Raw genomic sequence first — 21,395 nt, 5'->3', positions numbered from 1 at the left:
AGGCAAGACAGACATCTTTTTTCAAAAGGTAAGTAGGTAGTCCGTGTTCAATTTCTAAGATACAAAGGACGTAAGCTATCCATGAAAAATAGTCTAGATTATGGGTGTATAGCCCAGAGCAATACTTCCTTCTCCCAGGTGAGTCCCAATAACACTACCGAAGGTTGCAATTGAAACATCTGTAGCCACTCCACCATCTATCAAAAGCTGGCGCAAATCTGCTGCTTTTTGAGGAGCATTCCCGTGAATGACAGTAATCTGGTAATTCCCATTAGCTGTTGCTTCTTTAACAATTTCAACTAAACGTTTTGTAGCCTTTTTCTCTGTACGAACCTTTTCATATACTTCTATCACACCCTGGTCATTGAAATATAGGATTGGCTTGATACTAAGGAGATTCCCCAAAATGGCTGCACCATTAGAGAGTCGTCCCCCCTTAACTAGATGGTCAAGATCATCCACCATGATAAAGGCTGAAGTTTTCTGGATTTGATTTTCCAACTGATCTAAAATGGTAGTAAACTCTTCGCCTTGCTCTGCCCATTTAAAGACACTCTCAACCATATAGCCTAGGGGAGCGCTTGTAATACGGGTATCAGGAAAGGCAATGGTTAACCCTGCATATTCATCCTTCATATATTGGATATTTTGGTGAAATCCTGAAATTCCAGAAGATAGGAAAAGCCCCAAAGCATGTGTATAGCCTTTATCTTTCAATGATGATAAAATTTCATCCAACTTGGCAATACTTGGTTGGCTCGTTTTTGGCAATTCGCTTGCTGAAGCCATTTTTTCATAAAATTCTTGAGCGGTTAGATTTACACCTTCAACATACTCCTGTCCATCGATATTCACAGGAATGTCTAGCACAAATAAATCTTCTTTCCGCAAGGTTTCCGCTTGTAGAAAAGCAGATGAGTCTGTTATGACCGCTAATTTCATTTCTTAAAACTCCAAATTAATTCCCGGTAAATCAAGGGCAATTTCTGTTACTTCATAAGTCAAACGATTAAGCATATCCAAACATGGACGAGCTAGTGTCTCAACCTCTTCTTGGCTGAAATCACTTGGTTGGTCGATAATACGACCTTCAACATGATTGACTTGAGAAATCGTTCCACTAATGACAAATCTATCAAAGACAATCATAAAGCTCAAAACAACTACTAAAGAGGTAACTTGATTTTCTTGATCATGCTGAAGCAACTGGAAGTTTACATCAACCTTAGTTTCAGGTGCTCCATTTTCATTTTCCCATTCAAAGTTACGCGCATCGAAGTGATACTGACTAACAAATTCTTGTTCACGTTTTAAATTCATTTTCATCTCCATTGGTACAATATAGTTGCCATTGTACCATATTTTTTTATTTTCTGCTAGATTTACTAAATACCAATCTCAGTTTTAACAACTTCAGCAATAGTGTCTACATAGTAGTCTACTTCCTCAGTGGTTGGGGCTTCAGCCATGACACGCAAGAGTGGCTCCGTTCCACTTGGGCGAACGAGGATGCGTCCGTTACCTGCCATCTCTTCTTCCATCTTATCAATAATAGCCTTGATAGCTGGAACTTCCATAGCTTTTTCTTTCATGGCATTTTCCACACGGATATTGACCAATTTTTGTGGGTAAATTGTCACTTCTGAGGCCAATTGAGACAAACTCTTACCTGTTTCTTGCATGATCTTCGTCAATTGAACTGCTGAAAGCTGACCATCACCAGTAGTATTATAGTCCATCAAGATAACGTGACCTGACTGCTCACCACCGAGATTGTAGCCAGATTTTCTCATTTCTTCAACGACATAGCGGTCTCCAACAGCAGTGACTGCTTTATTGATACCCTCACGATCCAAGGCCTTATGGAAACCAAGGTTGGACATAACTGTTGTTACGATCGTGTTTTGGGCCAACTGACCTTTTTCAGAAAGGTATTTACCAATAATGTACATAATCTTGTCACCATCGACAATTTCTCCGTTTTCATCAACTGCAATCAAACGGTCGCTATCACCATCAAAGGCTAAACCAATGGCAGACTGGCTTTCTTTCACAAGTTCTTGTAAGGCTTCTGGATGAGTTGAACCAACGTTCAAGTTGATGTTAAGACCATCTGGTGTTTCACCAATAACTGTTAATTGAGCACCTAGGTCTGCAAAAATTTGACGAGCACTTGTTGCAGCTGCTCCGTTAGCAGTGTCCAAGGCAACCTTCATCCCTTCAAGAGGAGTTCCAGTTGAAACGAGGTAGGCTTCATATTTACGCAAACCTTCTGGGTAGTCTACAACCGTACCTAAGCCCTCTGCACTTGGACGTGGAAGAGTATCTTCACTTGCATCAAGCAAGGCTTCGATTTCTGCTTCTTTGTCATCGTCTAGTTTAAAGCCGTCACCACCAAAGAATTTAATTCCGTTATCAAGAGCTGGATTGTGACTTGCTGAAATCATAACACCTGCGCTTGCACCTTCAGTTTTAACAAGATAAGCTACTGCTGGTGTTGCAAGAACGCCTAGTTTATAAACGTGAATTCCGACTGAAAGGAGACCAGCAATCAAAGCAGCTTCTAGCATTTGACCTGAGATACGAGTGTCACGTCCTACAAAAACTTTTGGTGCTTCAGTCGTATGTTGACTGAGAACATAACCTCCAAAACGTCCCAATTTAAAAGCTAATTCTGGCGTAAGTTCTACGTTTGCTTCTCCACGGACTCCGTCCGTTCCAAAATATTTACCCATTTTTTTATCCTTTTCTATTGTTTTATTAATCTTTTTTTGAAGAGTCTGGCTTGGTTTCAGAACCAGTTGAAGACGAACTGTCCGAAGATGAGCTTGTCGTTGATGAGCTAGAACTACTTGCTGATCTAGCTTGTTTCGTTGTTATCTTCATGGTTGTTTCATACGGTGTAATCACCGTTGGTAAAACTGTTCCATTCTTATCAATAGCTTGTAAGGGAACTGAACCCGTATAATTTCCAGTAATTTTTTCACTCGTTGGTAAGACAGCTACAATCTTATCAATCTTAGATAAGGTATCGACATCACTTGTAACTGAAACGCGTTCATCTGAAACAGTCACACTGTCAATGAGAATCCGTTCATCAACCTTACCAGAGTCAATCTGTGGAGTGACTGGTAAATTATCCCGTGTTGCCTTCTTCCCAATTTTAACGGTGATTTTCTGCGGTGTTGCTAGGGCTGTTAAACCGCTCGGAAGATTCTCAATGGTCAAGGGTACTTCAACCGTTCCTTCTGTCGCCTGTGTTAAATCTGCAGTAACCTTAAATTTACGAGTGCTTTCTTGCATCTCACTAGCCAAGGTCACTCGATTGGATCCAGTTAAAAATACCGTTACTTCTGAACTAAAACCGCTAATAAAATACTGCTCACTATCGTACTGAATATCAATCGGTACATTTACGACCGTATTGGTATAGGTTTCTGTTCGAGCCGATCTTGCATTATTATTATTTTGGTAATTAATAGAGGTAGCGTAGATAAATAAAACGCAAGCAAAGAGGAGTGAGGAGATGATATATAAACTATTTTTTTTCATTCTTCCAGCCTCCTAATATACGCTCTGTTAAGCTTGGCTCTTGTGAATTTTCCGGAATCAGTATACAACGTAGTTCTTCCTCAAATTCTTCCATCGTTAAATCATGCTTAAAGACACCATTATAGGTAATGGAAATGCCTCCAGTTTCTTCTGACACAACAAATGTTAAGGCATCTGATACTTCAGATAAACCAATGGCTGCACGGTGTCGCGTTCCAAACTCCTTAGAAATACCAGTGTTTTCAGTAAGTGGAAGATAAGCAGATGTTACAGCTATTCGATCACCTTTTATAATGACTGCACCATCATGTAAAGGTGTGTTTGGAATGAAGATATTGATTAAGAGTTCTGCAGAAATCTTTGCATCTAAAGGAATCCCCGTGGAAATATATTCCTGCAAGGTTCTAACACGCTGAACTGATACAAGTGCTCCAATTTTCCGCGGGCTCATATATTCTACCGCTTTAACAAAGGCCTGAATCATCTGTTCTTCTGAACTCATTGGTGTACTTGAAAAGAAATCAGTCGCACGTCCCAAACGCTCTAAACCTGTCCGAATTTCTGGAGAGAAAATAACTACCGCTGCGATAACCCCGTAAGTAATCAATTGATTGATCAACCAGGAAATAGTTGTCAGGCCTAGGGTATTTGCTGCTATCTGAGCTAAGATAAAAACTAAAACACCTCGAACAAGGATCATAATCTTGGTTCCTGCAATTGATTTTGTAAATTGGTATAAGATATAGGCAACGATAAGAATATCAATCACATTTATCAGAATACTCCAAGGACTGGAAAATAAACTAGACCAGTATTGAAGATTAGATAATTGTTGAAAATTCATTCTAGGCCTCCTCTCCATAAAAAAGCTACTCTTCATTATATCATTTTATATGAAAATTTTCTTCATCCTACTTCATTTTACATTAGCAGAAAATATGATAGAATAAGAAAATAGAAATTATTAAGGAGAAATCATGTCTGAATTATTTGATATTACCATTGTAGGAGGTGGACCTGTCGGTCTTTTCGCAGCCTTTTATGCTCACCTTCGTCAAGCCAAAGTACAAATCATCGATTCTCTTCCTCAACTAGGTGGTCAACCTGCCATCCTATATCCTGAAAAACAAATTCTCGATGTTCCAGGTTTTCCAAACCTCACAGGGGAAGAATTGACTAACCGCCTTTTGGAACAACTTGAAGGGTTTGAGACACCTGTTCACCTCAATGAAACTGTTCTTGAGATTGAAAAAGAGGATGATGTTTTTAAGATTACAACTAATAAGGGAAATCATACTTCTAAAACCGTTATTATTGCTATGGGTGGTGGTGCTTTTAAACCACGTCCACTCGAATTAGAAGGTGTTGAAGGCTATGACAATATCCACTACCACGTTTCTAACATTCAACAATATGCTGGTCAGAAGGTAACCATTCTGGGTGGTGGTGACTCAGCCGTTGACTGGGCTTTAGCTTTTGAAAAGATTGCTCCAACTACACTTGTTCACCGTCGCGATAACTTCCGTGCACTTGAGCATAGCGTCCGAGCCTTGCAAGAGTCTTCTGTGACTATCAAAACACCATTTGTGCCGAGTCAACTTCTTGGAGATGGAAAAACTTTAGACAAGCTTGAAATTACAAAAGTTAAATTCGATGAGACTGAAAGCATTGAATTGGACCACCTCTTTGTCAACTATGGCTTTAAATCTTCTGTAGGTAATCTTAAAAAATGGGGATTAGAACTGAACCGCCACAAGATTATCGTCAATAGCAAGCAAGAGTCAAGCCAAGCTGGAATTTACGCTATCGGTGACTGCTGCTACTACGAAGGTAAGATTGACTTGATTGCGACAGGTCTTGGGGAAGCACCAACTGCTGTCAACAATGCCATTAACTACATTGACCCAGAACAAAAAGTTCAACCAAAACACTCAACAAGTTTATAATGTCAAACTTTCAATTTTATTAAAAAATCAAGTAAAATTTCATGATAAAACGCATAATAACAAGTATCTAAAGATCTTGCGATTATGCGTTTTTGTGATTTTAAAGACTTTTCCACTAACCTCATTTATTTGCTTTTTTTAGAAAGTTTAATACTTATTGATTAATTTTTTAATATTTCCCTTATTCCGACATATTAAGACTAACAAACTCTGTGCACCGTATGAGTAATACTAGATAATATTCTATCCTAGTGTAATTTGTGGTGAAACTTCGAAGTTAACATTTACAAATTGACGTTAAATACAGTTATGAATATGTTATAAAATTTGATGTTAGTGGCTGTTAGATTAATTATTATATAAGTTAAGTGTTAATCTGTATCGGTAATATAAATTTAACTTTCGCACCACGACAAGCTTCTCTATTTTTCAAGATTACTGATCCACCATGTAATTTAATTATTTGTTCAGTAATAAATAGTCCAATACCATAATTGGTTGCAGAATGCCTGCTATAATCTCCACGATAGAACTGTTCTTTTGCGTGAATTAAATCGATATCAGAAAAACCTTTTCCGTTATCTAATACTGATATTTCTAAAAATTTATCTACAGTTTTTATATTCAATTCCAATGTAACTATTCCATTATTATTTTCAATTGAATTCGCTAAGACATTTTGTAATGCTCTCTCTAAGAGTTTCAAGTCTACACTCATTATACCATCTTCAACTACTACATTAGTTTTTAGATTGTTAGAATTAATTGACATTAGTTCTTTAGAAACTGTTACCAATTGTTCTGATACAGTTTTTACTGCCAACGATTGTGGCTGGTATTCAGTAGCATTAGAATTCTTATTCATGATTAGAAGTGTTTTTATATATTCAGATATTCTATTGCTATTCCTCAGTATATAATCTATATAAATACTCTGGTCCTCTGTCATAGATGTCTTTTTAAGCAACTCAGCATTTCCTTGAACAATAGATACTGGGGTTTTCAAGTCATGTATCAAAGCAGAAATCTGTTTTTGCTTATTTTCTTCCTGTATCCACTCTTTGATTAATGACTCTTGCAAAGCATCTCTCATTTTCTCCAAACTAAATAGAACTTCATTAAATTCTTTGACTCTTGAATAATGCAGTTCAAAATCTAAAGTTTGTTCTGATATTTTTTCGGAAGCAGCTAATATAGGTGAGAGTTGTTTTACAAGATATTTAGCCCATACTATTGTAACAACCAATGTATTTAGTAAACTAACTAAAATAAGAATACTGAGATACACTGCATTGACATTAGGAAAATATTTTGCCATAAATTTATTTGTAAAATAGGGTTTTACTGAATATTGAATAATACAATAACCGTCATTTCGTAAAATTTCTATATAGCTATAAGATGGGGTATTATATACTTTCTCATTATTATAGTATCGAATTGCTCTATCTTCTTCATCTTTACTCATTGAACTAGTAATGATATTCCCATCCTTTGAAATTAATAGATATGAAGTATTATCTGGTATAAGATTTTTATCAAAAGTCTCTGTATTGGCTATCGCATTCTTCCTCTCATAAATTTGATTTTCTGTGTAATCGGCAGGTAAAATAAATCCTAATGAATACATGGTGGTGAACATCAGAATTACTAAACCAACTGAAAGAAACAGTACAATTCCTACACTTATTAGATATTCTAAAAATATTATTCTGAGCGATTGCCCTTTTAATTTTATTCCCATTTATATCCAATTCCCCATACAGTTACAACTGGAGATACACCTTCCTTCTGTAATTTTGCGCGAATATTCTTAATATGTTCTGAAATAGCTGAAGAATTACCTATTCCATCATATCCAAATATCATCTCATAAATCTGTTCTCTTGAAAATACTTGCCCACGCCTACGTGCCAGAAGTTCACAAATTCGATACTCAGATTTTGTAAAAGGAATTTTCTTATCATTTACATAAATTATATTCGCTGATAAATCAAATCTAATTTCTCCAAGATTTAAACTTAAATGTCTCTCTCGGTTTTCTCGACGTAAATGAGCATCAACTCTCGCAATTAATTCGTTTACCCCAAAAGGTTTTAGAATGTAATCATCAGCTCCTGTTGATAAACCCGAAACAATGTCACTTTCCAAAGATTTTGCAGTTAAAAATAAGATGGGACAGTCTACTCTATCTCTAATAGATTTACAATAAGATATACCATCGATTTTTGGCATCATTATATCTAATAAAATTAAATCATACTCTGATAATTTAGAAATAGGCACCTCTGTTGGATTTTGAAAAATATCTACATGATATAATTTTTGCGTTAAAATATTTTTGATTAAAACTAAGAGATCCATTTCATCATCTATAGCTAATATTTTCACCATCCTATTCCCACCTTCATTTCTATTCCATATTAGTTCTGCCGTTCCATTTACTAAACCAAATCAAACTTACAAATAAAATTACAACTATCATTGGTGTTGCAACTAAAGACCATTTAAAAAAATCATAATAAAATAAGTTTTCACCAGATATTTTATCTACAAAATAAAGACCACAAAGTCTTGAAGACCAAGAACTTGGTATGTAATACCAAATCTTATCCCCCATACTTGTAACAGCAAGCAGAGCTATCAATGTTTCAAAGAAACCAAGACCAATAGAGGCACCACTCCCAAATCTGAGGCTAATAACCAGATGTATTAAATATAACGGAACAACTCCGATAATCATTAAGACTGATTCCAATATCAAATCATAAAATTCTTGATAATTAAAAAACATCAAAAAACTACTTTGGAGTATAACAAGTGATAGAGATGCACACAACAATAAGGATAATAACTTACCAATATACATACTAGTTCTTGATTGCGAACCAGTTAACATTATCTGAAAACAACCTGCTTCTGCTTCCATTTCTATTACCTTTGCAGTAATAAAACCAATAATAATCGGGAACAATGCACCTAACGTAATCAAATAATTTAATGTGACATCCTCAATTGAATACCTACTTAGGCTCGTAAATTTAAAACCAGCATATATCATAATCACAAATAGTATTGGGAGAAACAGATATAACCAGGGTAACCAAGTATGTTTTATCTTATATAGTTCAGACTTTAAAATATTTATCACTATCCCACCTCCTGTTTTGCAAACCAAATAGATGATAAGTAAGATAATAGAAGAAATAACAGAATTGAGAAGATACATGGAGGCAAAATTGATGTGTTTAACATCATATTTCCTGCATCTGCTGGTAGTCCATTTGGCATAATTTTCAGCATTGGAACCATAGCTCTTATACTCCAACTATATGGGGAAAACAACCAATAATCTCCAGCAGAAAACATAATTCCTAGTACAACACCTAGTAAACCATTTATCATAAGACTAATAGAAAAACCAAACTTTTTAGCTAATAGTAGGCAAAATGGAATTTGCCATATGCTTGATACCACTAATACTATACTCGAAACTAATAAAGTACTAAAGCTATAGCTTAAAAATATTTGTTTTCCAAAAATAAATTGCACAATTAAAACTGCTATCAAATGAACCAAACTTGTCATCAGAATCAAACAGCTTGCTACAATAATTTTTGATATCCAAATCTTTCTTAAATCAATACTTAGAGGATAAACTGCCCTATATTTTATTTTTTTATCTTCGTATCGATTCATTAAAGCAGGAATCAGTGCATAAGTAATTGGCATAATTATAGTATACCACCAATTATATGAATCTACTGTAAAATATGGTGGTGCCAGTATATAAGAAAGAATTATCAAAGATATAGGTATTATATAGATTATTTTTTTTAAAAAAGTTCTTTTATATTTTAAATAATCACCAAGAATATAATTCATCATTTTTTAATTCTCCTTCTTTACTACTTCCAAGAATAAATTTTCTAAACTTTCTTGAGAGTTTTTTATATCTTGGTATTTTAATTCACCTTCACATATTATTCCGATATAATCTGCAACTTGCTCAACTTCGGAAATATTATGGCTGGATAGAATTACTGTAATGCCTTGTTTTGGAAAGCCAAGAATCATCTCCCTTAATTCTTGAATTCCCAATGGATCTAAGCCATTGGTTGGTTCATCTAAAATTAATAATTTAGGATTATTTAACAGTGCTATTGCAATTCCTAATCGTTGTTTCATTCCCAAAGAAAATTTTCCACTTCTTTTTTTACCTGTATTTGATAGACCAACGATTTTTAGAACTTCATCAATTCTTGATTCGGGTAATCCAAGTAACATTGTTCTAACTTTTAAATTTTCTCTTGCACTTAAGTTCTCATATAACGGAGGTAGCTCTATCAAGGCACCAATTTGTTCGAGATCATTTCTACTCCATGTATGATCATTAAATATAATATCTCCGGACGATTTATGGAGCATTCCTGTTATCATCTTTAGTGTTGTTGATTTCCCAGCACCATTTGGACCAAGTAATCCGTAGATACAATTCTCTTTCACTTGTAATGAAATATTATTCACTACAAGTTGATTCCCAAATTTCTTTGACAAATTCCTTGTCTCTAAAATATTTTTTTCCATTTTGATCCTCCTTAAATTTACACTTCAATAATAAAATATAAATTTAAAGATTTTATAAAGAAAATACATAACTTTTATTGATTTAAAAAAAATAAACTATAACTACTCAATTTAATGAAGATTAAAAATAAAAATTTGAAATTTTTAGTATTCTATCTAGAACCTTAATCTATTAAAACAACGAATCCTCTGAAAATGAAAATTCTACTGAATGAAACTTCAGTAGAATTTTTTAAATTTGAGGTTATTTTAAAAATTTTTTAAACATCAATCTCGATATATCTTTTTTGAATATCAATATATTATATTTTACAATTCCTCTGCGATTTTGTTGATCTTTCTCAAGCGATGATTAACACCACTTTTGGTTAAGGGATTTGTCAGACTATCTGCCAGCTTCTGGATAGAATAGTCTGGATGCTGGATCCTCAGACGAGCGACTTCCTGCAAATCTGCTGGAAGATTATCCAAGCCAATTCTATCTTTGATTTTACTGATATTGTTGATGGTTTTCATGCTTGCTGAAACCGTCCGAGCAATATTAGCCGTCTCTGCATTATTAGCACGATTGAGATCATTACGAGTTTCACGTAAGATTTTGATGCCTTCGAAAGTATCACGCGCCTGCATGGCTCCAATAACTATGAGAAAGTCCATGATATCCTCAGCACGCTGAAGATAGGTCACTGCACCTTTTTTTCGTTCAATCACCTTGGCATCCAACAAGAAATGCTGAAGAAGCGCCGCAATCCCTTGGGCATGGTCCAGATAGACTGAGCTGATCTCAAGCTGGTATTTACCAGAGTCTGGATCCCGAATACTTCCGTTTGCCAAAAAGGCTCCACAGAGATAGGCACGACCGGCTTCCTCATCTGCTAGAATTTCAGGCGCAATACCAGTCTCTAGTCCAAAGAAGGAGTCTGCCAAGTGCAAATCACTGAGTAGTTCTTGGACTCGCTCATCCGTAAAAACAGTATAGACTCGATTTTTACGAAGATTACTTCTCTGATGGTGACGAATTTCTGATTTAATCTCATAGAAGTGCAAAAAAGATTCATAGAGATGACGGGCTAACTTGGCATTTTCTGTAATGACGGACAAGGTCAATCCAGAAGTCGATAAACCAATACTACCAGACATCTTAATAATGGCAGATAGTTCGTGGCGACTCAGATGGTGCTGACCCAAAATTTCTTCTTTTACTGCTACTGTAAAACTCATTTTCTCACCTGTATGATACGCATGAGCTCATCTACGATTAAATCACCATCGTGAAAGGCTCCCCCATTTTCCAAGCGTAGAAAGTTGGATGAAATGACACGTGGGACTTGCTTACGCAAACCTTCAAAATCATGCTCAACCTGAACCAAATACTCATCAAAACGGTTGGTATCCATATAATCCCTCGGAACCTTCTCGATATTGACGAGTACTGTATCAATAAATGGTCTACCCAAATGACGATGCAAGACTTCTACGTGATCACTATCTGTGAAATGCTCGGTCTCTCCACGCTGGGTCATGATGTTGCAGACATAGGCAATTTCAGCCTTGGTTTCCAGAAGCGCCTGACCAATTTCTTCAATAACAATATTAGGCAAAATCGAAGTAAAGAGTGAACCAGGCCCTAAGACAATCATATCACTCTCAAGAATTGTATTGACAACTCGACGGCTAGCCTGCGGTTTCTCATCGTCTAGAGTGTTGGTGACATAAACATGGTCAATCATGCCTGGATGGTCTGCAATGTGACTTTCTCCAGCTACTTCTGTTCCATCTTTAAAGACGGCATGGAGTGTCAAAGGATGGTCACTAGATGGATAAATCTTTCCTGTCGTATGGAAAAATTTACTCAGTAATTGCATAGCATTATAGGTTGAACCCTGCATTTCAGATAAGCCAGCTATGATAATGTTTCCTAATGGATGACCAGCAAAAGCACCTGCATCCTCAGAAAAACGGTATTGAAAGACCTTTTCATAGAATTTTGGCATATCTGACATGGCCACAAGGACATTACGTAAATCCCCTGGAGGTGTCAACTGTTGAATATTTTTACGCAATTCGCCTGAAGAACCGCCATCATCCGCAACGGTTACAATGGCTGCAATTTCCACATCCTTTTCCCTTAAACTATTTAAAATAACAGGGATTCCGGTTCCTCCACCAATCACCGTAATTTTGGGTTTTCTCATGAACGGTTTACCGTTTCCTTTCTTCGGTCTTTATCACGATGACTTTCATTTACTGGCCAATTTTTAGACAAATCATTTGCTAAACGCTTGGCAAAGGCAACACTTCGGTGTTGACCACCAGTACAACCAACTGCAATGGTTAAGACAGATTTACCCTCTTTTTTATAGCCTGGTAAGATTGGTTCAACCAAGGCTAATAAATGGCGGTAAAAGTCTTCGGATTCCTCATGTTTCATGACATAGTCGTAAACTGCCTGGTCTTCACCTGTTTGATTACGAAGTTCTGGTAGATAGTAGGGATTTGGGAGGAAACGGACATCAAAAACTAAGTCTGCATCAATGGGAATGCCGTATTTAAAGCCAAAAGACATGACCTCAATACGGAAGGACTGAGCTTGTTCTTGATCTGAAAACTGTTCAGCAATCGTCTTACGCAGTTCACGAGGGGTTAGTTCAGTAGTATCAACGACATTTTGGCTCATATTTTTCAGTGGAGCCAAGAGTTCGCGTTCCAACTTGATCCCGTCCAAAATACGACCATCTGCTGCAAGAGGGTGGCTTCTTCTAGTTTCCTTATAGCGTGCCACCAATTCCTTATCAGCAGCATCCAAAAAGAGAATCTTGAAGTCCAAATCATCTTGGTTTTCCAATTCGTCCAAGACGGCCTGAATCTCTGAGAAGAAAGAACGACTACGCATATCAACCACTAGGGCCAACTTATGATCATCATCCTTGGTCTCAACTAACTGTAAAAATTTTGGTAAGAGGGCAGGTGGCATATTATCAATGGTAAAATATCCTAAATCTTCAAAGGATTGAATAGCTACAGTTTTTCCTGCACCACTCATCCCTGTAACAATCACCAGGTGAAGTTGTTTCTTTGTCATCATTGTCTCCTTATATCAAAAGAAGTTTGGAAGAACCAAACTTCAACTCGCTTATCCAATCTCTGCGATGACTTCAATTTCGACTTTTACATCGCGAGGAAGACGAGCTACTTCTACAGCTGAACGAGCTGGAAATTCCTTGTTAAAGGCTGTTTGGTAAACCTCGTTAAAAGGTACAAAGTCGTTCATATCACTCAAGAAGCAAGTTGTTTTAACAACATGGTCAAAGTCTGTTCCTGCCTCTGCTAAAATAGCTCCAATATTTTTCAAGACTTGTTCTGTCTGTTCTTGGATTGTTTCTCCTACGATTTCTCCAGTTTCAGGAGATAGTGGAACTTGACCGCTAGCAAACAAAAGGTTGCCCACGATTTTCCCTTGAACGTAAGGTCCGATTGCCTTTGGAGCTTTATCTGTATGAATTGTTTTTGCCATTTGTATTCCTCACAATTTTTCTAAAATAGCATCCCAAGCTTGATCCATTCCTGCTTTTGTTACGGATGAAAAGAGGATGAAATCATCACTTGGATCAAAGTTTAATTTCTTTTTAATAGCTGATTCGTGCTTGTTCCATTTCCCCCGCGGAATCTTATCTGCCTTAGTCGCCACAATGATGACAGGAATCTCATAATACTTAAGAAATTCGTACATCTGTACATCATCAGCCGTCGGATCATGGCGAAGGTCAACAAGACTGACAACCGCTCGAAGATTTTCTCGAGTAGTCAAGTACTCTTCAATCATACGACCCCATTTTTCGCGTTCTTTTTTGGAAACACGGGCGTAACCATAACCAGGCACGTCTACAAAACGCATCTTGTCATCAATATTAAAGAAATTGAGTAGTTGTGTTTTTCCTGGTTTTCCAGAAGTACGAGCTAGATTCTTACGATTAAGCATGGTGTTGATAAAGCTTGACTTCCCAACATTTGAGCGACCTGCAAGAGCAATTTCAGGAAGTTCATCCTCTGGATAGTGGGACTTGTTAGCTGCACTCAGCAAAATCTCAGCATTGTGTGTATTGATTTCCATAGTCACCTCTAGGCTGTCTCTAGAATTGGCTTAGCCGTTCCGTCAACCGCTTCTTTTGTGATACGAACTGTTTTCACATTTTCTTGACTTGGAACTTCAAACATAACGTCTAGCATGGTTTCTTCGATGATTGAGCGAAGACCACGGGCACCCGTTTTACGTTCGATAGCTTTATTGGCAATTTCCTGGAGTGCTTCGTCGTCAAATTCAAGCTCTACATCATCATAAGAAAGCAAGGTCTGGTATTGTTTAACCAAGGCATTTCTTGGCTCCTTCAAGATGCGAACCAAATCATCTACGGTCAACTGCTCCAAGGCTGCAAAGACAGGCAAGCGTCCAATCAACTCAGGAATAATACCGAATTTTTGAATATCTTCTGCAATGATTTCTTGCATGTAAGAGCTTTTTTCGTCAATAGCCTTGTTGTTTTGTCCGAAACCAATCACTTTTTCACCTAGACGCTGTTTGACAATCTCTTCGATGCCATCGAAGGCACCACCCACTATAAAGAGGATATTCTTAGTGTCCACTTGAATCATTTCTTGTTGTGGATGTTTGCGTCCGCCTTGAGGTGGCACACTAGCTACAGTTCCTTCGATAATCTTGAGGAGGGCTTGTTGCACCCCTTCACCAGAAACATCACGTGTGATAGACACATTCTCGCTCTTCTTTGCAATCTTGTCGATTTCGTCTACGTAGATAATTCCACGTTCTGCACGTTCGATATTAAAGTCAGCTGCCTGCAAGAGTTTGAGGAGGATATTTTCCACGTCCTCACCGACATAACCAGCCTCAGTAAGAGCTGTTGCATCTGCAATAGCAAATGGTACATTCAAACTTCTAGCAAGTGTTTGAGCAAGGAAAGTCTTCCCTGAACCAGTTGGACCAATCATCAAAATGTTTGATTTCTGCAAATCCACATCTTCTGTCTCTTCACGAGTGTCATGGAAATTGATGCGTTTGTAGTGATTATATACAGCCACTGCCAAGGCACGTTTGGCACGATCTTGACCGATTACATAGTGGTTCAAGATGTTTAAGAGTTCGATTGGTTTTGGTACTTCAGACAAGTCTGCTAGGACTTCCTCTGCCAACTCCTCACGAATAATTTCCTGGGCCAACTCCACACATTCATTACAGATAAAGGCGTTGTTCCCAGCGATTATTTTTTTAACTTCTTCTTGGCTTTTGCCACAAAATGAGCAATAAACCATCATATCATTTTTCCTATTTGTAGGCATGATTCCCTTCCGTTCTAAATGATTTTTCTATCTAAAATAAGGTCATATAAAAAGCATGAATGCTATTCACCAGGTTTGTAAAAGCATTAAGCCAAAGTAGAGTAGCAAGTCCAAAGCGCTTTTTACGAAAAGCGTGTGTTCCAGCTACAAGACAGACAGCACACAAAAGAGCTGTGAAAAATCCAAAAATACTGCGCTCCATTAGACTTCCTTTCTCTTTCTATATTCGATGGTGAAATCATAGGCATTTTTCTCATCTCTAGTATAAGATTTGCTTGCAACAGTCTCAAAAACAGTCAAGTCAAAATCTTCCGGGAAATAAGTATCCCCTTCAACTTGAGCATGGATTTGTGTCACAATAATCTCATCAAGATAAGCTTCAAAAAGCTGAAAAATCTGCTTGCCCCCAATGATATAGAGATTTTTATCCTGGTTATGGTACCAGTCTAAAACATCCTCAACATTTTGGAAAACCAGAGCACCCTCAATTGACTCTTCAGGATTGTGCGTCATAATCAGAGTCTCACGTCCTGGAAGCAAACGTCGTCCCATCCCATCAAAGGTGACACGTCCCATCAAGATGGCATGATTCAAGGTTGTTTCTTTAAAATGTTTTAACTCTGCTGGCAAATGCCATGGTAAGCGATCCTCTTTTCCGATTACACCCTTTTCATCTTGTGCCCAGATGGCTACGATTTTCTTTGTCATGCTTTCATCCTTTTTATTGATAGTTCTATTTTATCAAAAATCTTGAAAAAAGACTGTTTTGGAACGCCCTCCGAAATAGAAAAAATCCGTAGAAACTTTCTACGGATTTTTGACAAAATAGAGTATCTTACAAACCAGGTGCTTGTCCTAATTCTGCTGCAAGCATCCAGACAGTTTTTTCAAGGTCTGCCTTAGCACCAACAAAGATATCATTGGTTACATCATCACCTTCTTCATCTGTTACATCCAAGGCTTTTTGGAAAAGAGTGATGAGGTAACGATAAATTTCAAGAACACGTTCCAAACTTTCTTCAACATTACGGAATTCTCCAACTTCTTCTTCGATTTCACTGTGTTGAAGAAATTCTGTCAAAGTAGAGTATGGTTTTCCACCAAGTGTAATCAAGCGTTCGCTGATTTCATCAAGGTAACCATCAAGGCTATCCATGTATTCATCCATCTTAGGATGCCATACCATGAATCCACGTCCACGCATGTACCAGTGTACTTGATGAAGAGCGATATGTGCTACATACAAGTCTGCTACTGATTGATTCAAAACTTCCTTTGTATTTACTAGCGCTTCTGCCGCTGGTTTAGATAATGTTGCTACGTCTTTTACTGCTTCTTTTTTCAATTCTACCATCTTTCTCACCTCATTATTATTTTTTGTAACCATCTTTATTGATTACTACCTCAGTATACTACTCCTAGTATACAAAAGCAAGGAAATTAACTCATATTAAAAAAGTTGTAATTGACTGATAATTTAAGAAAATGAGCAGATGTTTTTTTAGTTATTTTCGCTGTTTTTATTAGAGAATTGACTTTGATAAAGATTATAATAAAATCCTTTCGCAGCCAAAAGACTTTCATGATTTCCTTGTTCGATAATCTGTCCATCTTTCAACACCAAAATCTTATCAGCTTCCTGAATAGTTGAAAGGCGATGAGCGATAACAAAGCTTGTTCTCCCCTTCATCAAACGCTTCATGGCCTTTTGAATCAAGAGTTCTAAACGTGTATCGACCGATGAGGTCGCTTCGTCAAGGATTAGAATTTTTGGATCTGCTAAGAGAGCACGCGCGATAGTTAACAGCTGTTTCTGACCAAGAGAAATATTACTTGATTCTTGGTTCATCTCCATGTTGTAGCCACCAGGAAGGGTGCGAATAAAGTGGTCAACATTGGCAGCCTTAGCAGCTTCGACGATTTCCTCATCCGTTGCCTCAAGATTTCCAAAGCGAAGATTTTCCTTGATACTGCCTTCATAGAGCCAGGCGTCCTGTAGGACCATCCCAAACTGACGACGATAGTCCTGACGAGACAGGTCACGAATATCTTGGCCATCCACTAAAATAGCACCAGCTGTCACATCATAAAAACGCATGAGCAGGTTGATCAAGGTTGTTTTACCTGCTCCAGTAGGTCCAACGATTGCTACCATCTCTCCAGGTTCAACATCTAGGTTGAAATTGCGAATCAATGGTTTATTTTCCACATATTGGAAATCGACATTCTTGAAGCTAACTTGACCTGTCAATGGTGCTAGTTCTTTCACTTCAACAGCTTGGACTTCTTCTTGTTCATCCAAAACTTCAAAGACACGGTCAAGCGAAGACTTGGCACTTTGCATTTGTCCTGCTAATTGAGTAATGTTTTGGATTGGTTGACTGACCTGCCACACATACTGAACAAAAGCTTGCATATTACCAATGGTTAAGCGGCCTGCAATAACCTGCAATCCACCTAAGACAGCTACAATCAAGTAAGTTAAATCAGAAACGATATGAAGGGCAGGCATCATCAATCCTGAAATAAAGCTCGCCTTAAATCCGACTTGTTGCAATTCATCCGTAATCTTTTCAAACCTCTCTTGAGAGTTCTCTTCACGACCAAAAAGTTTGAGGACATTGAAACCTGTCAAGTTTTCCTGTACAAATCCATTCATACGTCCTAGAATGGCTGCCTGCTGTTTAAAGTATGGTTGCGAACGATTCAGAATTGTTTTAGCCCCAAAATAAGTTATCGGAATCGACAAGATAACAATGATAGCTAACTGAATATTTAGATAGAGGACCATTCCCATAACAAAAAGAATGGTAAAGACTGCATTGACAATCTGTAAGAAAGATTGTTGTAGAGCGTTCGAAACCGTTTCAACGTCACTTGTAAAACGACCTAACAAATCTCCAAACTGATGCTTGTCAAAGTAAGACACAGGAATGCGATTGATTTTTTCGCTCATTTCATTTCGCAAATCCTGAATCATGGACTGCACCGCATTGGTCATAAAGTAGTTTGAGTAGTAAGACCCCAACTCATAAAGAAGACCACGCAAGAGATAGATCACTAGAATTACTGCGATATAGCTGGTATTGATACCCGCTCCTGCAACACCATTTGCCATAGCAAGAAGATTGCTGGTTAATTCTGTGATGGCAAGCCCCAATACGAAAGGCTCGATAACACTCATAATGACGCTGACTATTTTCAAGAAGACTGCAAAGAAAACAGAGAATCGATAGGCTTTTAAATAGCTCCATAGACGAGCTAGACTAGATTGTTGTTTCATCTTTCACCTCCTATTCTTCTGTCAGAGACGCATTTTTCAACTGCGACTCAGCAATTTCTCGATAGATGTCATTGGTCTCCATCAATTCTTCATGACGGCCACGACCAACGATTTCGCCTTTATCAAGGACAATGATCTGGTCAGCATCCATGATAGTTCCGACACGCTGTGCAACAATCAATACCGTAGCATCTTGAGTCACTTCCTTGAGACGACGGCGCAAAATAGCATCTGTACGGTAGTCCAAGGCTGAGAAGGAATCATCAAAGATGTAGATGTCTGGACCCTTGATGACTGCGCGGGCAATCGACAAGCGTTGTTTCTGACCACCTGATAGGTTGCTTCCCCCTTCAGCCAGATGAGTCGCAAAACCTTCTTCTCGACTTTCGATAAAGTCTTTGGCTTGGGCTACATCAGCTGCTTGGTGCAAGTCCTCATGACTGGCATCCTCTTTCCCATAGCGGAGATTGTCTGCGATAGTTCCAGTAAAAAGCAAGGCCTTTTGTGGAATAAATCCAATCTTCTGACGGAGAGATTTGAGGCGGTAATCTCGTACATCAACACCATCGACCTTGATTTTCCCTAACGTAACATCGTAGAAACGAGGAATCAATTGAACCAGAGTAGACTTACCTGAACCAGTTGAACCGATAAAAGCAATGGTTTCTCCCGGTTTAGCAGTAAAGGAAATATTATGCAAAACAGGGCTTTCTGTTTCCCCAGGATAGGCAAAAGTCACATTATCAAATTCTAAGTAACCATGTGTTTCTGTTTCTTGAATTCCGTCCTCATTTGGATCAATGGAAATAGGCATATCCATGATTTCCTTCAAACGTTCACTGGATACGGCCGTTCTAGGGTACATGGTAAAGAGGTTTGACAAGAAAAGGAAGGACAAGAGAGCGTGGAAACTATACTCGATAAAGGCCACCAAATCCCCAATCTGCAAACTTCCCTGTTTGAGAGGATCCAAAGCAAACCAAACGATAGCTACAATCATAGCGATAATGATTTGCACAAATAGTGGCTCCGTCAAACCAGTCAATTTGAACAAGCGATTGGAATTATCTGCATAGATTGCATTTTTCTCTTCGAAACGGTTTTCTTGGAAGTCTTCACGAGCAAAGGCACGAATCACTCGTAGACCCATCAAATTTTCACGGACATACTGGTTAATCTTATCCAGTGTTTTCTGTTGCTTTTCAGATAAGGGACGCGTTTTGACCGCCACATAAATGACTACTACAGCTAGAAAAGGAACGGAAAAAGCTACAATCCAGGCTAGTGAAGGACTCGTCAAGAAAATCATGAGAATACTTGATAGCATCATCATGGGAGTGATAACACCCAACTTAAGCGTTTGTTCCGCAAACTGCATGAGGACAAAGGCATCACTGGTAATACGAGTAACTAGTGAAGACACACCAATTTGTTCATATTCGTGATGAGAATACTCTTGCAGCTTAGCATAGACATCATTTCGCATATCCTTAACCATATTCGTGGTCAGTTTACTAGCAGCATAAGCCAGAACAACCCGTCCAAATGTTCCCAAGACGATAATAACCAACATGATTACGGCCCAAAAATAGAGTTTTTCCTGATCACCTTGGTTGATTCCCTGGTCAATCATGCGGGCTAAAACTGTTGGTAAACCTAGATTGACAATGACAAAGCAAATTGCCCCGAGAAAGTCTAACACTAACCACTTGGGATAGCGTTTGAGATAAGACCAAATATACAGCATAATTCTCCTTTCTTTTTCTTCTAAAATGCAGAAAAGAGCGTGCTTTCGCACGCCATTTTACTAAAAAGAAGACAGGCAGCCAAAACCTCGAGAGAGGGAACTGTCTGTCTCAGATATTTAAGGCTTATTTTACAAAGTCAAGCAATGCCAAGAAGCTTTCTGGGTCAAGTGATGCACCACCAACTAGAGCTCCGTCAACGTCTGGGCAAGCCATGTATGAAGCAACGTTTTCAGGTTTAACAGAACCACCGTATTGAACACGAACTTTGTCTGCAACTTCTTGACCAAAGTCAGCAGCTACAACGTCACGAACAACTTTACACATTTTTTGTGCGTCGTCTTGTGAAGCTGATTTACCAGTACCGATAGCCCAGATTGGCTCGTAAGCGATAACTGATGCAGCAACTTGTTCAGCAGTCAATCCAGCCAAAGCAGCAGATACTTGAGCACCTACGAATTCAGCAGCTTTACCAGCTTCGTAAGTTTCAAGTGACTCACCACAACAGATAATTGGAAGCATACCGTTTGCAAAGATTGCTTTTGCTTTTTTGTTGATATCTTCGTCAGTTTCATGGAAGTAGTCACGACGTTCTGAGTGACCGATAACAACGTAGTCAGTACCGATTTCTTTCAAAACTTGTGGGCTAGTTTCACCAGTGAAAGCACCTGCATTTTCAAAGTAGCAGTTTTGAGCAGCAACTTTAAGGTTTGAACCTTTAGCAGCAGCAAGAACAGCTGTCAAATCAAGAGCTGGAGCAGCGATACCTGCTTCAACAAGATCTGATGAAGGAAGTTTTGATGCAACTGCTTCAACAAATGCTTTAGCTTCTTCTGGATTTTTGTTCATTTTCCAGTTACCAGCGATAAATGGTTTACGTGACATTTCACATACCTCTTTTTTCATTTTATTTTCTATTATTTTATCATA

General features: G+C 38.0%; 22 protein-coding genes. 1 reads left to right on the top strand and 21 read right to left on the bottom strand.

Annotated features, from left to right (window positions below; genetic code table 11):
* Positions 1-93: 93 nt before the first annotated feature.
* From QM877_RS05640 to cdaA, 5 genes are all read right to left on the bottom strand, one after another.
* Positions 94-942 (bottom strand): DegV family protein, encoded by an 849-nt coding sequence (locus tag QM877_RS05640; protein ID WP_414317811.1) that lies wholly within the window; start codon positions 940-942, stop codon positions 94-96.
* 3 nt (positions 943-945) lie between these two features.
* The gene (locus tag QM877_RS05635) at positions 946-1,320 is read right to left on the bottom strand and encodes a DUF1149 family protein (RefSeq protein WP_001050093.1); all 375 of its coding nucleotides are present in this window, start codon (positions 1,318-1,320) and stop codon (positions 946-948) included.
* Between the two features lie 65 nt (positions 1,321-1,385).
* A complete protein-coding gene (gene glmM, locus QM877_RS05630) occupies positions 1,386-2,735 on the bottom strand; it encodes a phosphoglucosamine mutase (protein ID WP_414273909.1) in 1,350 nt (449 codons plus the stop codon).
* A gap of 25 nt (positions 2,736-2,760) precedes the next feature.
* Complete coding sequence (locus tag QM877_RS05625; RefSeq protein ID WP_414317810.1) at positions 2,761-3,552, bottom strand: YbbR-like domain-containing protein; 792 nt, start codon at positions 3,550-3,552, stop codon at positions 2,761-2,763.
* Positions 3,539-4,396: a diadenylate cyclase CdaA gene (gene cdaA, locus QM877_RS05620; RefSeq protein WP_414310930.1), complete on the bottom strand. Its 858-nt coding sequence runs from the start codon at positions 4,394-4,396 to the stop codon at positions 3,539-3,541. Before cdaA ends, QM877_RS05625 begins: the two co-directional genes overlap by 14 nt.
* Positions 4,397-4,529: 133 nt before the next feature.
* Here cdaA and QM877_RS05615 point away from each other — a divergent pair, with 133 nt between their 5' ends.
* The gene (locus QM877_RS05615) at positions 4,530-5,498 is read left to right on the top strand and encodes an NAD(P)/FAD-dependent oxidoreductase (protein ID WP_414317809.1); all 969 of its coding nucleotides are present in this window, start codon (positions 4,530-4,532) and stop codon (positions 5,496-5,498) included.
* 364 nt (positions 5,499-5,862) lie between these two features.
* On the opposite strand, the gene QM877_RS05610 is transcribed toward QM877_RS05615, so the two are convergent.
* From QM877_RS05610 to tpiA, 16 genes are all read right to left on the bottom strand, one after another.
* Entirely contained in the window at positions 5,863-7,242 is a 1,380-nt protein-coding gene (locus QM877_RS05610; protein WP_414317808.1) for a sensor histidine kinase, read from the bottom strand.
* Positions 7,233-7,892: a response regulator transcription factor gene (locus QM877_RS05605; protein WP_315639467.1), complete on the bottom strand. Its 660-nt coding sequence runs from the start codon at positions 7,890-7,892 to the stop codon at positions 7,233-7,235. The genes QM877_RS05610 and QM877_RS05605 overlap by 10 nt, the downstream gene beginning before the upstream one ends.
* 19 nt (positions 7,893-7,911) lie before the next feature.
* On the bottom strand, positions 7,912-8,649 hold the full coding sequence (locus QM877_RS05600; RefSeq protein ID WP_414317807.1) for a lantibiotic immunity ABC transporter MutG family permease subunit: 738 nt from the start codon (positions 8,647-8,649) through the stop codon (positions 7,912-7,914).
* Positions 8,649-9,386, bottom strand: coding sequence for a lantibiotic immunity ABC transporter MutE/EpiE family permease subunit (locus tag QM877_RS05595; protein ID WP_414317806.1), 738 nt, complete (start codon positions 9,384-9,386; stop codon positions 8,649-8,651). The genes QM877_RS05600 and QM877_RS05595 overlap by 1 nt, the downstream gene beginning before the upstream one ends.
* Before the next feature lie 3 nt (positions 9,387-9,389).
* Positions 9,390-10,085: a lantibiotic protection ABC transporter ATP-binding protein gene (locus tag QM877_RS05590; protein WP_414317805.1), complete on the bottom strand. Its 696-nt coding sequence runs from the start codon at positions 10,083-10,085 to the stop codon at positions 9,390-9,392.
* Between the two features lie 309 nt (positions 10,086-10,394).
* Positions 10,395-11,306 (bottom strand): DNA-binding protein WhiA, encoded by a 912-nt coding sequence (gene whiA / locus QM877_RS05585; protein ID WP_375555735.1) that lies wholly within the window; start codon positions 11,304-11,306, stop codon positions 10,395-10,397.
* Positions 11,303-12,280, bottom strand: coding sequence for a YvcK family protein (locus QM877_RS05580; protein WP_414317804.1), 978 nt, complete (start codon positions 12,278-12,280; stop codon positions 11,303-11,305). Before QM877_RS05580 ends, whiA begins: the two co-directional genes overlap by 4 nt.
* On the bottom strand, positions 12,277-13,167 hold the full coding sequence (gene rapZ / locus QM877_RS05575; protein ID WP_414310935.1) for an RNase adapter RapZ: 891 nt from the start codon (positions 13,165-13,167) through the stop codon (positions 12,277-12,279). The genes QM877_RS05580 and rapZ overlap by 4 nt, the downstream gene beginning before the upstream one ends.
* A 51-nt stretch (positions 13,168-13,218) precedes the next feature.
* Positions 13,219-13,599 carry a RidA family protein gene (locus QM877_RS05570; RefSeq protein WP_001140424.1) on the bottom strand — a complete coding sequence of 127 codons (381 nt, stop codon included), beginning with the start codon at positions 13,597-13,599 and terminating at the stop codon, positions 13,219-13,221.
* A 9-nt stretch (positions 13,600-13,608) separates the two neighbouring features.
* Complete coding sequence (gene yihA, locus QM877_RS05565; protein ID WP_006150399.1) at positions 13,609-14,196, bottom strand: ribosome biogenesis GTP-binding protein YihA/YsxC; 588 nt, start codon at positions 14,194-14,196, stop codon at positions 13,609-13,611.
* Between the two features lie 8 nt (positions 14,197-14,204).
* Entirely contained in the window at positions 14,205-15,437 is a 1,233-nt protein-coding gene (clpX, locus tag QM877_RS05560) for an ATP-dependent Clp protease ATP-binding subunit ClpX (RefSeq protein ID WP_414317803.1), read from the bottom strand.
* A 201-nt stretch (positions 15,438-15,638) separates the two neighbouring features.
* Entirely contained in the window at positions 15,639-16,145 is a 507-nt protein-coding gene (locus QM877_RS05555; protein WP_414317802.1) for a dihydrofolate reductase, read from the bottom strand.
* A 127-nt stretch (positions 16,146-16,272) separates the two neighbouring features.
* On the bottom strand, positions 16,273-16,791 hold the full coding sequence (locus tag QM877_RS05550) for a Dps family protein (protein WP_060955425.1): 519 nt from the start codon (positions 16,789-16,791) through the stop codon (positions 16,273-16,275).
* A 147-nt stretch (positions 16,792-16,938) separates the two neighbouring features.
* Positions 16,939-18,720: an ABC transporter ATP-binding protein gene (locus QM877_RS05545; protein WP_414317801.1), complete on the bottom strand. Its 1,782-nt coding sequence runs from the start codon at positions 18,718-18,720 to the stop codon at positions 16,939-16,941.
* Between the two features lie 10 nt (positions 18,721-18,730).
* Positions 18,731-20,467, bottom strand: a complete 1,737-nt coding sequence (locus QM877_RS05540) for an ABC transporter ATP-binding protein (protein WP_414310937.1) — start codon at positions 20,465-20,467, stop codon at positions 18,731-18,733.
* 124 nt (positions 20,468-20,591) lie between these two features.
* A complete protein-coding gene (tpiA, locus tag QM877_RS05535) occupies positions 20,592-21,350 on the bottom strand; it encodes a triose-phosphate isomerase (protein ID WP_414310938.1) in 759 nt (252 codons plus the stop codon).
* Positions 21,351-21,395 lie beyond the last annotated feature (45 nt).

Origin of the sequence: Streptococcus infantis (assembly GCF_047463655.1) — a bacterium.
In the GTDB taxonomy this organism is placed as follows: domain Bacteria; phylum Bacillota; class Bacilli; order Lactobacillales; family Streptococcaceae; genus Streptococcus; species Streptococcus infantis_Z.
This window is presented reverse-complemented; position numbering and strand designations above follow the sequence as displayed.